Source organism: Nitrospira sp. (assembly GCA_024998565.1).
Lineage (GTDB): Bacteria > Nitrospirota > Nitrospiria > Nitrospirales > Nitrospiraceae > Nitrospira_A.
The window spans coordinates 710,244-725,538 of the sequence record JACOEM010000001.1 but is presented as its reverse complement, the minus strand read 5'-3'; the positions used below and the strand labels follow the sequence as shown (position 1 = coordinate 725,538).

General features: G+C 59.4%; 14 protein-coding genes. 8 read left to right on the top strand and 6 right to left on the bottom strand.

The annotated features are described in order from the left end of the window. Positions 1-53 precede the first annotated feature (53 nt). Positions 54-848: a YkgJ family cysteine cluster protein gene (locus tag H8K11_03685; protein ID MCS6262834.1), complete on the top strand. Its 795-nt coding sequence runs from the start codon at positions 54-56 to the stop codon at positions 846-848. 84 nt (positions 849-932) lie between these two features. Then, positions 933-1,553: a bifunctional phosphoserine phosphatase/homoserine phosphotransferase ThrH gene (thrH, locus tag H8K11_03680; protein MCS6262833.1), complete on the top strand. Its 621-nt coding sequence runs from the start codon at positions 933-935 to the stop codon at positions 1,551-1,553. Between the two features lie 77 nt (positions 1,554-1,630). Here thrH and H8K11_03675 read toward each other — a convergent pair whose 3' ends face one another. The 6 genes from H8K11_03675 to H8K11_03650 form a co-directional block, all read right to left on the bottom strand. After that, positions 1,631-3,493 (bottom strand): ATP-dependent DNA helicase RecQ, encoded by a 1,863-nt coding sequence (locus H8K11_03675; protein ID MCS6262832.1) that lies wholly within the window; start codon positions 3,491-3,493, stop codon positions 1,631-1,633. Between the two features lie 217 nt (positions 3,494-3,710). After that, positions 3,711-4,142, bottom strand: coding sequence for a hypothetical protein (locus tag H8K11_03670; GenBank protein ID MCS6262831.1), 432 nt, complete (start codon positions 4,140-4,142; stop codon positions 3,711-3,713). Between the two features lie 75 nt (positions 4,143-4,217). After that, positions 4,218-5,876 carry an alginate export family protein gene (locus tag H8K11_03665; protein ID MCS6262830.1) on the bottom strand — a complete coding sequence of 553 codons (1,659 nt, stop codon included), beginning with the start codon at positions 5,874-5,876 and terminating at the stop codon, positions 4,218-4,220. A gap of 252 nt (positions 5,877-6,128) precedes the next feature. Beyond that, a complete protein-coding gene (locus tag H8K11_03660; GenBank protein MCS6262829.1) occupies positions 6,129-6,428 on the bottom strand; it encodes a twin-arginine translocase TatA/TatE family subunit in 300 nt (99 codons plus the stop codon). Between the two features lie 94 nt (positions 6,429-6,522). Then, on the bottom strand, positions 6,523-6,807 hold the full coding sequence (gene tatA / locus H8K11_03655) for a twin-arginine translocase TatA/TatE family subunit (GenBank protein ID MCS6262828.1): 285 nt from the start codon (positions 6,805-6,807) through the stop codon (positions 6,523-6,525). Between the two features lie 266 nt (positions 6,808-7,073). Then, entirely contained in the window at positions 7,074-8,558 is a 1,485-nt protein-coding gene (locus H8K11_03650; protein ID MCS6262827.1) for an SAM-dependent methyltransferase, read from the bottom strand. 185 nt (positions 8,559-8,743) lie between these two features. Here H8K11_03650 and H8K11_03645 point away from each other — a divergent pair, with 185 nt between their 5' ends. From H8K11_03645 to H8K11_03620, 6 genes are all read left to right on the top strand, one after another. Continuing rightward, entirely contained in the window at positions 8,744-9,322 is a 579-nt protein-coding gene (locus H8K11_03645) for a hypothetical protein (protein ID MCS6262826.1), read from the top strand. A gap of 309 nt (positions 9,323-9,631) precedes the next feature. Beyond that, complete coding sequence (locus H8K11_03640; protein ID MCS6262825.1) at positions 9,632-10,363, top strand: hypothetical protein; 732 nt, start codon at positions 9,632-9,634, stop codon at positions 10,361-10,363. A gap of 254 nt (positions 10,364-10,617) precedes the next feature. Next, positions 10,618-12,312, top strand: coding sequence for an ABC transporter ATP-binding protein (locus H8K11_03635; GenBank protein MCS6262824.1), 1,695 nt, complete (start codon positions 10,618-10,620; stop codon positions 12,310-12,312). Between the two features lie 110 nt (positions 12,313-12,422). Continuing rightward, entirely contained in the window at positions 12,423-13,196 is a 774-nt protein-coding gene (locus H8K11_03630; protein ID MCS6262823.1) for a glycosyltransferase family 2 protein, read from the top strand. Next, positions 13,193-13,492 carry a lipid-A-disaccharide synthase N-terminal domain-containing protein gene (locus H8K11_03625; protein ID MCS6262822.1) on the top strand — a complete coding sequence of 100 codons (300 nt, stop codon included), beginning with the start codon at positions 13,193-13,195 and terminating at the stop codon, positions 13,490-13,492. Before H8K11_03630 ends, H8K11_03625 begins: the two co-directional genes overlap by 4 nt. 11 nt (positions 13,493-13,503) lie before the next feature. Beyond that, the gene (locus H8K11_03620) at positions 13,504-15,291 is read left to right on the top strand and encodes a glycosyltransferase family 39 protein (GenBank protein MCS6262821.1); all 1,788 of its coding nucleotides are present in this window, start codon (positions 13,504-13,506) and stop codon (positions 15,289-15,291) included. Positions 15,292-15,295 lie beyond the last annotated feature (4 nt).

Here is a 15,295-nt window from a genome sequence, read left to right as displayed (position 1 = left end):
GCTCGAATGCCATCACGCAAGTGGCTCCCGTTCGGACTCCAAGATGGGTATTCGTGAGTAACCACACTGCCGTTGAACACTTTGAAATCTCTCTGCAGACTCCAAGCGGAGCAATCAGCACTGCCGTAGGCGTGCCGACAGGCTTCGTACCGATCACCGCGATTCTCCCACTCATGCGCAGTCTCGGAGAAGAAGCCCAGGTGCTGGAACAACGCCGATTGCTCGAAGCCGGCCAGAGGATTTCGTGCGAAAAGGGCTGCGCCGCCTGCTGCCGGATGCTCGTACCGATTTCGGTGCCGGAAGCCTTTGCTCTCACCAACGCCATCGACCAACTGGACCAGAATGAACGGAATCGCCTGCTGGCCAAACTCGACCTGGCCCAGCAACAACTGGCTCGCGCCGGCATCCTGAAGCAACTCTCTTCGCTGGCCGATTCTTCCGAGCCGTTGAATGACGAGGCCATCGAGCCGTTGAACCGGGCCTACTACGCGCTTCGTATGCCCTGCCCCTTTCTCGACAACGAAACCTGTAGCATTTACGCCGATCGGCCTGCAGCCTGCCGGGAGCTTGCTGTCACCTCACCGGCCACAGAATGTCAGGAGATGACCAAGCAGACCGTCCAGCCGGTTCCCGTTGCCGTTCGTCTCAGTACGGCTCTGAGCCTGCTCTGGGCTGACCTGAGCGGGACGGCGCCCAGGCTGATCCCGCTCCCGCTGGCCGTCGATTGGGCCAGACGGCATAAGGAGGAGCAGACCAACCAATGGGCCGGCACGGAACTATTTGAGAAAGCGATGGACAAAATCTGGCGGTATCTCAGTCAAGAAAAGGCCCGTCGTAGTAACGCGTGATAGGGCAGACCGCTGGTTGGTCCCTATCACTACCTTACCGAAAAGCACATTTTTCACCACCCATCAATTCCCGCAGGAGGATGAATGCAGAACCCCGTAATTGTGTGTCTGGACCTTGAGGGCGTACTGGTGCCTGAGATTTGGGTGAACTTTGCCATCAAGACCGGCATCGAAGAGCTCAAGATCACTACCCGCGAGATGCCGGATTACGATGCCCTGATGACACGCCGCTTGAGCATCCTGGATCAACATGGCCTGACCCTGGCAGACATTCAATCCGTGATCGACGCCATGGGACCGATGGAAGGCGCAGCCGAATTCATTGCCTGGCTGCGGGAACGGACACAGGTCATCATTCTGTCGGATACGTTTTATGAATTCGCACTTCCCTTGATGCGGCAGCTCGGATATCCGACGATTTTCTGCAATCAACTGGAGGTTGGGCCGACCGGCAAGATCGTCAACTATAAACTCCGCCAGCCGAACCAGAAAAAACATGCGGTGGCCGCGTTGAAGAATCTGAATTTTCGTGTCATGGCGGCAGGGGACGCCTACAACGACACCGCCATGCTGGGAGAGGCTCACGCCGGATTCTTTTTCCGCCCGCCCGACCATCTCCCGAAGGAGTTCCCTCAATTTCCGGTGACGACCACGTATGCTGAACTGCAAGAGCAGTTTCGAAAGGCCGGGAACTTGAGACGGTAATCGTGGACCGCCTTCCTGATCATTTTTACAAATACGCGAAAGAAGAAGGGGTGGTCGGACAATAGGAACAGCACAGCCTAGTCACACACCTCGTTCACCACACCGAGCACTCGGCGGCCATACCGCTCCACCTTGACCTCGCCGATCCCGGGAATCTCCAGCAGGGCGGCAAGCGTCACGGGTTTGTATCCGGCGATATTCCGAAGGGTCTTGTCGTGAAAAATAACAAAGGGCGCGACCCCTTCTTCCTCGGCTAACTCCCGCCGCAGCTGGCGAAGTCGTTCAAAGAGCTGCGTATCCACTACGGTGGTATGCAGAGGCGCCATCGCGTGGTCTCGCCCACTCCCTTGAGGTTTCAGCGACGACGCTGCCGGAGCTTCAGCCTGCTCGCACAAGAGTAGAGGAGCGATTCCCTTCAAAGCCTCCTGTCCCTTACGCGTGAGGTCGAGCGTGGGATACTCCAGTCCCTCGACCTGCAGATAGCCCGCCTCGATGAGGGCCTTCACGAGCCGAGTCAACGCTGTCTTTGACCATGCGTGATAGCCCCCATACCCCGGACATTCTTCGGCCCCATAGGTGAGCAGCGCCTTCGATCGACTCCCGCGGAGCATATCGACGATGCGGCTCACACCAAATCGACCCGTACACCAGGAGACCGCCGCCAGCACCGCCTTCGCGCAGGCAGCCTCATCCCCGACGACATCCCCACTGAGCCGGGGTGTTGTCACGCAACGATCACACAGCCCGCAGGGCCCCAGGGCCCGTTCGGCCTCGTCACTGAAGTAGTCGAGAATGGCGAGTTGCCGGCACGTCGACACCGACACGTAGTCCAGCAAGTCCTGAAGCAATGTCCTCATGCGATCGGCGCGTGCCGAGCTGCCGGATTCTTTCGACGCTTGCTGAATGAAGTATTCCTGGGTGGCCACATCCCGTTCATGAAACAGCAGCAGACAGGCGGCAGGTCGGCCATCGCGCCCCGCCCGGCCCACTTCCTGATAGTAGGCCTCCAGGCTTCCCGGAATATCGAAATGCACCACCAGTCGAACATCAGCCTTATCGATCCCCATGCCGAACGCATTGGTCGCCGCCAAGATCCTCACCGCTCCCGCCCGAAATTGGTCATGCACCTTCCGCCGCTCTTCATCCGACAAGCCGGCGTGATAATACCCGACGGACGCCTGCGACTGCCCCAAACAGGCCGCCACCTCCTCCACCGCCCGGCGTGTGGCGCAATAGACCAGAATGGTGCCCGTTTCGTATTCACGCACCACACGATCCAATGTCGCGAGCTTTTCCTGGCGGGACCGGCAGAGGCGGACAGACAGCGCGAGGTTAGAGCGTCGAAAGCCGGTCACCAGGCGAAGCGGGTCCTGAAGCGACAATCGATCGCACAAGTCTGCCTGCACACGCGCGGTCGCCGTGGCCGTCAAGGCCAGGCAAGGGGGGTTCTCGAGTTCCCGGCGCAACCGGCCGATGTTCAGATAGTCCGGGCGGAAATCATGCCCCCACTGGGAAATGCAATGCGCTTCGTCGACGACGAGTAACGACACCCACAGCGAGCGGAGCAACCTGAGAAACCGCTCGTGCTGCATCCGCTCCGGAGCGAGATAGAGCAACTGTAACCGGCGCAGTTTGAGATCCAATACCACTCGATCCCGCTCCTGCTCGGAAAGCCCGGAGTGGAACGCCGCCGCGGCAATCCCCCGCGCCTTCAAACTAGTGACTTGATCCTGCATTAGCGCGATGAGCGGAGAAATCACCAAGGTCACCCCTGGCAACAGGGTGGCGGGAAGCTGGTAACAGAGCGACTTGCCCTGGCCGGTCGGCATGACCGCCATGGCATCGCGACGAGCCAGCACGGCTTCCATGACTTCGCGCTGACCTGCGCGGAAGGCCGAAAACCCGAAGGTCCGACTCAGCTGTGTGCTCAGATCGTCCACGGTGAGGAAAGAAACGCACGAACGGTGATGATGATGACGAGTGCGCCGAGTATAAGGCGATCGACTGACTGCGGGCAAGCCGGCGCTCTCACCATAACCTGTTGCGCCACCCATGCAGGAAAAAAGAAGCCCCGCCGGGGATCACCCGGCGGGGCTTCACGGTTCGAGACAGGCAGGGGATCTCCCTCACGCCTCGCCTTATGTCGGTCGACTCACTCTACGGCGCGGTGTAGCTGCCGAACTTCGGCACCGTGTCGCATCCGGGACCTTGATCCTGGTTCGCCACACACAGATGCCGCAGAGCGCCCTGTGCGGACAACCGGGCTTCCTTATGCATACGAGCCTTGCCGTAATCCACCGCCAGCTTCAACTGACGCATGGCGTCGGCCCCGGCTCCACCTGACTGAGCCTTGCTCAGACCGTCCTGCAGTTTTGCCGTAGCACTGTCGATGACGGACCGGTCGGCTCCCCATCGCTTTGCCAAGTCGACGGTCGTGCGCTTGCCGAGGCCCGGCGCATCGGTCAACTCGACGATGGCATCGTTCACTGCCTGAATCGCATCCGCGACCTGAGCCTGCGCGGTGACCGGCTGGCTGCCGATCGCCAACGCTGCGATGCCCAGCGTTACGAACATGAGTTTTTTCATCATGATCTCCTTTGACTAAAGCCATCAGCGATCAGCAAGGACGCTGTCAGCTGAAAGCTGTAAGCTGATCGCTTCTTCCTAGAAGTTCATCCAGAGCGACATATAGGCCCAGTGCTGATTTTGCGTCTGGTTCAAGGTGCTGGTCAAATAGCCGCCGCTGAAAATCGTGCCGTAGGTGGTCTGCAACGCGACCTTGCCGTCGGCAAACATTCTGGTGTAGCTGACGTCGATTTCGTCGCCGATGTGCGTCTTGGTATTGTTGGCGTTCGAGAAGACGTAGCAACCCTGAGCGGCTCGATACCAACAATCCTTGGAGTTGGCGAGGTTCAGGTTCGTGTACCACAATTCGATATGGTCACGTGCCGTAGGACGAGCCTGCAAGTTGACAGACGGTGACAGCATGTTCTTCCACGCTTGCACATCCATGTAGCCCATGTGGATGTGGTTCGTCGGGAAGAAGTTTTCAAAGGTATTCGCTGTCTTACAAGAACCAGCCGTCGCGCCGCAAGTGTTGTTCCGGCTGTCGCCAGAGGCGTAATCGAGGTTGAATGCGATACGGGTCTTCCACGCCGTGTCATAGAACGTGTAGCCGATCCAGTTTCTGGTTGCCCAGGCATTGATGTGCAAACACTTCTGTTCGCCCACGCAAGCCCCAGCCTGGCCCATTTGACCGAATTGATAGGCGATTTCGTTGCTGAAATCGAATCCGCCCTTGCGCATTTCGATCCGGTTTCCGATCATGTGCCGGGTCTGGTTCGAGTGCTTGGCAGTACCAAGTCCCTGCGTCGCGTTATCCGCTGACCCATAGCGATTCTGGTACAAGACGTAGAACGGCTCGATCACCATTCCGGGCACTAACTTGATCTGGTTGTAGAAAATGAACATGTCGGCATCACGCTGCGCATCCTGCGCTCCGCTGCCGGCGATGTTCGCCGCCCCGCTCCCGACCGGGGAAGCCTGGCCAAGATCGCTTTCTGAATTACGGAACCAGCCGAAGTAGCTGTCCCAATTCTTGGTCTGGTACGCGAACATCACACCGTCATGCGAATAGCCGGTGTTGGCCCAATCGAAGTGGCCGAACAATGAATGGTTGCCGAATACGATGTATTGGCGACCGACCTTCATGCTCAAACCCTGGATGTCGGCCAGATTCCTGACCAACATGTAGGCGGCACGGACTCCCAGGCGGCCACCGTTTCCGGCGCCACTCGCAGATGCACCATTATGGTTCAACGGATCGCCGCCGTTCCCCGCGTTCACGGCGCTGCCGTTGCTGCCCCAGTTCGCCGAGTCGATGATTTCCACATAGAAGTTCACGTCCGGGGAGAGGTCATACCCGATACCCAAACGCATCCACTGCTGCACGAACATGTCGTTGCCCTTGTTGCCGCCGCCGGCAGCGGTACCGCGGGTTCCGAACGAGTTACATGTTCCGCCGGTTCCTTGAGCCAAGCCGAAGCAGGCATTGTTTCGCATTTCCGGCCGCACCCGAAGATCGGCGCGCATCCAGAGATTCTTGATATCGAAGTTCCGACCGATGACCGGATCGTACAGTTCGTACGCTTCTTTTTGCGGCATCGCTCGAGGAATGGCTGGAAGATTGGTGATACGTTCGCCCGGGGGAAGTTCGAATCCGGCAAAAGCCGGGACTGTCAGACACTGCAGAGCCGTCACTGCCGCAGCGCCGAAGATGGCAGCCAATCGGCCCCATCTGGTCCGTCCATGGATGCGTTTCATAGCGTTCCTCCTGTGAATTGGATGGCAACCCGTTGTGTACCCACTCACGCCGGGTGCCGCCTATACATCCAACCGCTATTGCACTACAAAGCCCACTTTGTGTGTGATGTCGGGACGCTCGAACCTGAATGGTGCCCACCATTCGGCCCCGATCCTCGCTTCAATCCTGAAGCGAGCTCCTCACACCGTAAGGTCTTGTATTGTTGCTGTGGTCACCTCCCTTCACAGCCGTAGAGCGGATATGAAATGGTATTAGGCCTGCTTGGGCAAACCCGATTCCTCTGCCCCGTGCTCTACGCCCGATGTTGCGTGGTTAATCTGTTCTTCCGCTTCCTTCATCGACGACTCAAAATCCTGCTCCACCATTTTCATTTCCTGCTGAATCATGTTGAGCTCCGGCTCAACCGTCTTCTTTAGATCGTCCGCCGTTTCTTTAAATCCTTTCACGGCCTTGCCTACCTGACGCCCGATCTCAGGCAACTGCTTGGGCCCGAAGAGCAGGAACGCAATGACCAGGATTATGAGAATTTCACCAGCGCCAAGACCGAACATGGTGTTCCATACTGAGGGGGGTGTACTGAAGACCGGGCGGCGGGACTCCGAGGTCACATCGCCGTCATTCGGTCTGCATCCTCAGTTTCGCAAGTTACCCCTGCGTCGTCCGTGGCGGTGGAGCCGCACCGGCCTGCTGCGCAGGCGGCGGTGTGGCCGGCTGTCCGGTTTGCTGGATCTGTGCCGACGGCTGGGCCGGGGCGGGTTCCGCCTCGGTGGCCGTCACGTCAATGGCATCCGCTTCGTGAACCGATTTCTTGAACCCTTTGATTGCTTTACCTAATCCTTCACCGAGCTGGGGAATTTTCCCCGCACCGAAGATGATCAGGACGATGATGAGAATCAGCAACAGCTCCATCCAGCCAAACGAACCAAACATGGTACTGTATGCTCCTTGTTACAGCTGTGCGATTATTCGCACGACGTGTATTCACACACTCGCGACCGTTAAACCGTATCGTGAAGAACGTCGTCTCAGATGATCTGTCTGCGTGACCCCATCCCGCTTGAATGTTTGCGATGCACGGAGACGGGTCTTCTCTTCGAAATCGCGGGAAAGGCTATAGAAATGGAATTAATTAGTCAAGCTCTTTCTCCTACAGACATCACCTGGTGGGCCTCTTCTGCCGCACGACCCAGCACAGCTTACGGCCGACAGGCAAAGTGATAGTACTCGACAGGACTCGGAGGCGCCCCGAGCGCCATCAACACCGCCTCGCGTTCATAGCCCAGATGCTCCAGCTCCGGTTGTGCCTGGCTCAATTCTTCTTCGGAGACATAGGCGATCGTATCGGGAATCCCGTTCGGTTTGAGCGAGAGCAGAATACCCTGCGCCGCGTCGCGCTCCTCAGCCGGCATCTCACTGCGCAACGGGAACTCGATCTTGCGTTGATAGGGACTCTCATAGGTCTCGTTCAGCGTGCGGATGGTCTTGACCGTGAGGCGATCCAGCTCCCAGGGCTGCACCTTTGAGCCGACCATCGGATGGCAGGCCAGCAGGTCCATCAGCGTCATCACATTCGTCCCCAACCGGCTCCCGACGAACTCGCGCTGCGTTTCAATCGCGACCGCGTTCAGCCCCAGATGCTTGGCCACGGCCTGAATCAGGGCCAGGTTCACCATGAAGCTGTACTGGCCGCCGAACTGGCCATAGCAGGGCTTGTCCGGATCATTGAGGACTTCCATATCCGCCGTCCCGGCATCGAAGCTGCTGAAGCCCACGGCATCCAGGGCCAACACCCGTCTCGCTTCCTTCAGGGACGCAAACGCGCCGAGATTGACCGGCACCAACACCTCATCGTCGATCGCCTTCATGAACTCGCTGATCGTCTTGCGAAAGGGGACGTCTTTCCAGTCCACCTTGTGGTATTCGCGCTCCCAGATCAGGTCGTCCAGGAAGGGCGGAAATTGCTTGAGCCGCTCGATATCTTTGGCCTCAAAGGCGCGAACAAATCCAGACCAATCGGCAATGGCCGCCGCCTTACGCTCATTAAGGTTCGGACGGAGGTGTTCTTCTTCGAACTCGCCCCCCTTCTTGACCATGAGCTTGGTCGCCAATTCGTTCCAGAGTTCGTTACAGAAGATCCGATCGACGGTGCCGTCGGCGATAGTCGCCAAGTTCTCGACCTCGGCGCATAGCGACTCCACCTTCGCCAAATGCGGAGCCAAATCCGGGTGCGCACGCGCCCGCTCCAGCGCGAGGGCTTGAGAATCGACCAGCAGATACCGGACGCGTGGATACACCCTCCCGTCCTTGTCGAGACGCTGCAGATGGCTGAGAAAACATGCGGCCAGATTCCCGTTACCCGGCCCCCATTCCATGACCGTCAATTGTGCTTGAGGAGTGGCGTCGGTGGACGGCGCCGCAGTCGGGCCGTTTGAGGTCGCACGATTGGTGGCGACTTTCTTGTCGCGTTTGGTGACCTGCTCGAAGTAGTCGGCGGCCAGCGCATGCGCCAATCGGTAATCGGCCGACGTGAAAGTCTGGTAGAAGCTGCGTTGCTGGTCGCCCCGCAATTGATAGAACAGGGTATTGATATGGGCCTGCCAGTAATCGACCGGCTTATACTCCCCAAGCGGCTGCGGCAGCGCGTCGGGATCCTCTAACTGCGTCATGAGGTGCTGTTCCATGTCTGTCCCCCTGTAGAAAGGAAGAAAGTCTAACAGGAAGCAATTTTCACCCGCAACCCGCCCCGCACGATTCATTACCTTCGCCTCGCCGCTCAGACTTCCGCCTCACCGAACGACGGTCCAGTCAGAGACCCGCACACAGCCGTTCCTTGACAGGCCGGTCAGGCGGAGTGTACCAAGTCAGAATGAGGCAGTTGCTCTGGTTCTGCTGTCCCATCTTCCTGCTCTCCGGCTCCCTGCTTTGGGCCGAGGATCTTCCGCTCACCCGCAATGTGCCGATTCCGGATTTCCAGAACCGCACCGAGAGTGCGAAGCCCTATAACTTCGACGCCCCGCCCGAAGGCATGTTTCGCCATATCGTGCTCGCCGAAGGGTTTGATGAGGAGCTCGGATTTCAACGGACCCATGAAATTGTCCCTGTCAGACCGACCGAACAATTCCCCGCCGGTCCCAAACCGGTTTTCATCGTCTTCGAACTCCATCAGCATTACCAATCGTTTCAAGTATTCGGGCGCTGCTACCCGGAGGAAGTGGTAGGGCTGGACAGGCGAACCGTGGTCGCTGACGATGCGATGTACATCGCCTTGGAGGACCAAACCGGCTACCTGAAGCTGTTCCCGGCAGAAGGTGGTGGCTGGAAGCCAGGACGGTATAAAGTGGAAATCCATGCCGGTGAACAGATCAACGACATGAGCCTGATGGGCACCATGCGCTTCACCATCACCGCCTCGTCGGACTCGGGTGCCCCTCTCGGGAGCCGGTAAACTACGCCCCCGCCTGTGGACTGATTGACGCCCGCTCCAACGCTGGGCTATACCGGTCCGCGAGTCGAGAGCCTATCGGTCGTGGACGTGTTCAGCCCTAGCCCGCATTATTCATGACGGTTCGTCGCGAAATGGCGGAGTCGCACAGCGAGACGGGCGCGCGGAGCCGTGAGGGAGGAAGGCATCCTTGAACAGGATGTCGACCGACCGAGCGGCGAGCCCGCCCGCCGACAGGCTCGTCGCAGCTGCGAATCCGCGATTGCAGCAGAAACGCTCGTGAATAATGCGGGCTAGAGGAGCATCATCGCCGTGCAGTGGGACATTCTTGCGACCATCCTCCTGACGGCCAGCATCCAGTCGCTCTTCGGCGTGGGAGTGCTGTTGTTCGGGACCCCGATCCTCCTCGTGCTCGGCTACGACTTCATCACCGCCCTGACCATTCTCCTCCCGATCTCGCTGACCATCAACCTGCTGCAAGTCAGCAAGGACTACCGGCACATCCAGGCGCCGTTCTACCGGCACGTGCTCACCCTGTCGATTCCCTGCGTGGTGCTGTGCCTCCTATTGGTCACGAAACTGAAGCTGAACATCGGCAGCATTGTCGGACTCTTCTTGATTGTCGCGGCACTCAAGAGCATCTATGTGCCGTTCAATCGGTTGATCGAGTCGCTGGTCCGATATGAACGCACCTATTTCATCGTGATGGGCGTTGTGCATGGCCTGACCAATCTGGGTGGCTCGCTGCTGACAGCGATCATCCACAGCAAGCAGTACGACAAAGATCAGACCCGCGCCACGACTGCCGTGTCCTACGGCACATTCGCGCTGTTTCAACTCGTCACGTTGGGCGTCTCCCTCGGTCCTTCTGCCATTGCCACCTCCACCACCGCACTCTACATGGCGGTAGGCGTGAGCATGTTCCTGGCTACCGAACTGCTGCTCTATAACAAGATGAGCACCGAACGATACCGCACCACCTTCGCCGCATTCCTCTTTTTGTCCGGCACCGCCCTGATTTTCAAGTCGCTCTTCCTCCGCTGACCGGATGCGGAAAAACTCCGCCGGCGTCGTACTCCACCGACAATGGACCGATCAGCTCGCGCCTTAGCTCACGCCAAGCCAACGAATATGAGGCCATGAAGCGGGCTATGTGTTGACGAACTACAGAGTCTCGGTCTAGACTTCGCACTACTACAGCCAGTCCACCAGGTGATGGAGTTCACCGAGAACCGCCGGTCGCGATCCTCGCCTTCGGCTGATAACTCCTACCAGCGCCCAACGCGGTAGGAGTTGTTTTGAATCAACGCCCCACAACAATCCCGACCTATCCCCAGTATCAGCTGACCAAGGTCCTCCGCGATATCTTCGCGCACCTGGGCACCCTGCTGAAGCTGGAGCGATCCATCCTGGGCATCATCGCCTCGTATGCGGTGGCCATCGGGTTCTTCCTGCTCTGTGTTCCCATCGCCGTTCAGGAACTCGTCAGCACATTTTCCTTCGCGATGGAACCCCGGATGATCTTTACGCTGGCGCTGTTCGTTGCCAGTTCCCTCACCGGGGTCGCGGCATTCCGTGTACTGCAAGCCCGCGCGGTGGAAACGCTGCAACAGCGGATCTACACCCGCATTGCGATCGGATTTACGCGACTCCTCCCCCGCCTTCGCGACGATACGTTTGCCACGCCGCAGGCCCATCGGTTCATGGAGGCCGACCTGCTGACTCGCGCCTTGGTGGCCATGGTGGCGGATCTCTTTAATGTCGCTGTAGTCGGCACCATCGGCGTGACCATGCTGATCCTCTTTCACCCCTTCTTTCTCCTCTACATTTTGGTGCTGATCCTGGGCTTTGTGGGACTGTTGACCCTCTTCGGGCGCGGCGGCTTCTTCATCACCCTGGAGATGTCCCGGCTCCACTACGACATTTTCGGGTGGATTCAAAACATCGCGCACAATCTCCCCCATCTGCGAGCCGCCGGCGACAGCCCCTATCTCCTTGAACGAACCGATGCACTGACACGCGTCTATGCCAGAATTCGACAGCGCCGGTCCGACACACTCACCGGGAGGCAATACAAAGCCGCAGCGCTCTGGCAAGTCGTCGGCCACAGCGGGCTACTCATTACCGCCGGACTCCTCGTGGTGGACGGACAACTCACCGTGGGGCAATTCGCCGCCGCCGAGGTGTTGGTCGGCAACCTGCTGGTCAACATGGATACGCTGGCCCGGCGGATGGTCGCGATGTTTTTCACCTTTGTGTCCTGTCGGGAGATGGCCGCGGTGTTCTCCCTGCCCACAGAAGAGGACGGCGCGAAGGAAGAGGTGCCGGCGGCACAGTTCGGAGCGTCCGGCATCCGTCTGACGTGCCGGAACCTCTCGTATGCCGGTCCGGATGGCGCACCGATCTTTCAGAACGTGTCCCTCGATATCGCCCCCGGGGAGAAGGTGGCCGTCCTCTGCAGCACGAACAATACGAAGACCGCTCTCGCCAAGATCCTGGCCGGACTGCACCCGCCGGCCACCGGCTTCGTCCGCTACAACGAGATGAATCTGGTCGAAGTAAAACGGGACTCGATCAGCCCGGTCCGTGGGCTTGTCCTCGATTCCCATCCCACGCTGCTGGACGGCACGCTGGAAGACAACATCACACTTGGCCGGCCCACCATCGACTATCAAGACCTCCAATGGGCGCTCCGGTTTGTGGAATTGGACCACGACATCGATGCGCTGCCGCAGGGACTGAACACGCGCGTGTCCAGCCTGGAAACCAACCTCTCCATGAGTCAGATCCTGCGGCTCCTCGTGGCCCGCGCGATTGTGATACGGCCGCAACTGCTGATCTTCGACGGCACCCTCCACAACATGCTGCCGGCCACGCGGGAGCTGCTGCTTCGCCGTCTCTGCGCCAAGGATGAACCCTGGTCGGTCGTGTTCCTGTCCAACGATCCCAACTTCGTCGGCCATGTCGACCGCCGGATCTCACTCGACTCGTGATCGGATCCACGTCTCATCAGACGGAACCGTTTGACCGCCCCTCCATGCGTTTTGTAGAATGGCGCCGTGCACACCGACAAACCGCTGCGTGAAGGAACTGTTCCCGCTCCATGACTGTGACCCGCCCATGGGCCTCCGTAGTCATCCCTATTAAGGATGAGCGCGACAATCTGGTGCCCTTGACAGAACAGCTCGTGAAGGTCCTGGACGGCCGGGAGGAGTCACGGTCGGCTCCGTTCGAGTTGATTTTCATCGACGACGGCAGTTCGGACGGCAGTTCGGAGGTTCTCGACGGTCTGGCCGCCCGATACCGCACGGTAAAGGTGTTTCACTTTGACCGGAACTACGGCCAGTCGGCGGCCTTCGATGCCGGATTCAAGCGGTCGACAGGGGACCTGGTGATGACCATCGACGGCGACCTGCAAAACGATCCGGCGGATATCGCCACGCTGCTTCCGCATATCAAGGCCTTCGACCTCGTCTGCGGCTGGCGCAAAGATCGCCACGACAACCTGACGCGCAAGATTTCCTCCCGTATTGCCAACAGCGTCCGCAGCGCCGTCACCGGCGATCGCGTGCACGACACCGGCTGCTCGCTCAAACTGTTTCGCCGCGCGGTGGTGGAGAAAATGCAACTCTTCGAGGGCATGCACCGGTTCTTCCCTGCCCTCGCCTTGATGCATGGGTTCACCGTGACCGAGGTGCCAGTGCGCCACTATCCGCGCACCCGGGGCACCTCGAAATACGGCGTGGGCAACCGCCTCTTCAAAGGCCTCTACGACCTGGTAGCCGTGCGATGGATGCAACACCGTTGCCTGCGCTACCAATATCGGACCGCCGCGACGACACCATCACCGTCGGCATCGACCCCCACACGAATATGACACTCGACACTATCTGGCTGATTATCGGATTCCTGGGGCAGGGGATCTTCTTTATGCGCTGGGTTGTCCAGTGGATCGCCTCCGAGCGCCATGCGGAAAGTCGCGTGCCGACCGCTTTCTGGTACATGAGTATGATCGGCGGCCTGATTACGCTGGCCTATGCGATCTATCGGCAGGATCCGGTGTTCATCGCCGGGCAGAGCATCGGCAGTATCGTCTATCTTCGCAACCTCATGCTGATTCACCGTCCCAGCCAAGCCGAGTCCGGCACGGCATCTCCGGCGACCAAATCCTAATGGAACTTCACATGAACGGACAGCACCCGTCCTCGCAGACGCCGGCGCAGGCCGACCGATCGGTCCAGCCGCTGGCGCTCATCCTCTTGCTGGCGCTGGCCGCCGTGCTCTTTTTCGTTGGTCTCGGCGCGCTCGGGTTGACCGATCGAGATGAAGGGCGCAACGCCGAAGCCGGCCGCGAGATGTACGAAACGGGCAACTACATCAGCCCCACCTTCAATTACGAGCCGCGCTTCGCCAAACCGGTCTTCGTCTATTGGCTGATGAGCCTCTCGTATCACCTGTTCGGGGTGAGCGAATTCGCCGCACGATTCCCGTCGGCCCTCTTCGGCGTCGGATTGATCCTGCTCCAATATCTCTTTCTGACGCGCTGTCGGGGCCCGGTGGTGGGCCTCTTCGGCGCGGCCATGCTGTTACTGAACCTGGAAATCATCGGCCTCAGCCGGATGGCGCTCACCGACAGCGTGCTGATCTTCTTCACCACCTTGTCGCTCTATGGATTCTGGCTGGGTTTGTACGGGGAAGGTCGCGAACGCCACTACCTGTGGTTCTTCTACATCGGCATGGCGCTGGCGACCCTGACGAAGGGCCCGATCGGTTTCCTGATTCCCATGCTGGCCGTGGGGTTGTACCTGTGGCTCACCCGCTCCTGGGGGCGCTTTTGGCGTCAGGGATTTCCCATTCCCGGCCTCGTACTGTTTCTGCTGCTGGCGTTGCCCTGGTACCTGATGATGCTGAATATCCATGGACAACGGTATACGACCTCGGCGCAGGGCGACACGATCGGCCGATTCTTCGGCACCATGGAAGGGCACGGCGGCACGTTGCTCTTTTATCTCCCCGTGTTCCTGCTTGGATTTTTCCCCTGGAGCGGCCTGCTCCCCTTCGCCTGGTACCAGGCCTATCGCAGCTGGAAGGACGCAAAACAGTCCGGCGCACTGCCCCCCGTTCAGAGCTCAGTTGCCGATGTCCAGCCCTCGCCCTATGCACTCGAATGGTTCACCGCTGCCTGGGTACTGGGCGGATTGGTCTTTTTCAGCCTCTCCTCGACCCGGTTGCCGCATTACATCGGCCCCTTGTTTCCTGCGGCGGCGATCTTGACGGCGTCCTACTGGAACCGCTGCGTGACCGACCAGGCCACTCCCGGGCTGCGTGCCGCGATCCACACCATCACCGCCGTGGGCTCTATCCTGGCGCTGGCCTTTGCGTTATTGCCGCCCCTCTATGCCAAGTTCGCAGGAAAGCTGATCGATGAATTTCCTCTGGCGGGGCAGGTGACGCTCGGGCCGGGCCCCTATACCGTCGCCTCCATCTTTCTGGTGGGCATGGGCCTCATCGCCTATTTCGGATTCAGCGAAACGAGGCGACCGGCCGTGTTCTGGGTCGCCGGCGGATCGCTGGCGCTCGTCGTCCTCGCGACCACACAGTTGATCTTCCCGCTGGTGCACCACTTTGTGATCGAACCGCCCCAGCAACTCGCCGAGGTCGCAGGGGTGAATCTCGGGCCCAACGATCGGTTGATCCTCTACGGGCAACCACGCCCCTCCTTGATGTTCTATGCGAAGCGGAAAGCCATTGTCGTGCCGAAAAATGAGGAGACGAACATCAAGCCCTATCTGTCGCAGCCGGGGCGCACGATGATTCTCCTCCCGGCAGCGCTTCGAAACAGGCTGCCGTTCGAAACCATGGACTACCCGGTTCTGCTCGAACGGTACGGCTACATCCTGCTGGCCAATCAATCGCTGATCCATGTACCCGAAGAGGCGGAGCAGCCGCCGGTTCGCATTCCAGGGCACTGACCCA

Excerpts from the sequence above, each read along its gene's own strand:
- H8K11_03670 (MCS6262831.1), bottom strand. The coding sequence starts at position 4,142 with ATGATGAAAAAACTCATGTTCGTAACGCTGGGCATCGCAGCGTTGGCG.
- H8K11_03665 (MCS6262830.1), bottom strand. The coding sequence starts at position 5,876 with ATGAAACGCATCCATGGACGGACCAGATGGGGCCGATTGGCTGCCATC.
- H8K11_03620 (MCS6262821.1), top strand. The coding sequence starts at position 13,504 with ATGAACGGACAGCACCCGTCCTCGCAGACGCCGGCGCAGGCCGACCGA.
- H8K11_03645 (MCS6262826.1), top strand. The coding sequence starts at position 8,744 with ATGAGGCAGTTGCTCTGGTTCTGCTGTCCCATCTTCCTGCTCTCCGGC.
- H8K11_03650 (MCS6262827.1), bottom strand. The coding sequence starts at position 8,558 with ATGGAACAGCACCTCATGACGCAGTTAGAGGATCCCGACGCGCTGCCG.
- H8K11_03630 (MCS6262823.1), top strand. The coding sequence starts at position 12,423 with ATGACTGTGACCCGCCCATGGGCCTCCGTAGTCATCCCTATTAAGGAT.
- H8K11_03660 (MCS6262829.1), bottom strand. The coding sequence starts at position 6,428 with ATGTTCGGTCTTGGCGCTGGTGAAATTCTCATAATCCTGGTCATTGCG.
- thrH (MCS6262833.1), top strand. The coding sequence starts at position 933 with ATGCAGAACCCCGTAATTGTGTGTCTGGACCTTGAGGGCGTACTGGTG.
- H8K11_03625 (MCS6262822.1), top strand. The coding sequence starts at position 13,193 with ATGACACTCGACACTATCTGGCTGATTATCGGATTCCTGGGGCAGGGG.
- tatA (MCS6262828.1), bottom strand. The coding sequence starts at position 6,807 with ATGTTTGGTTCGTTTGGCTGGATGGAGCTGTTGCTGATTCTCATCATC.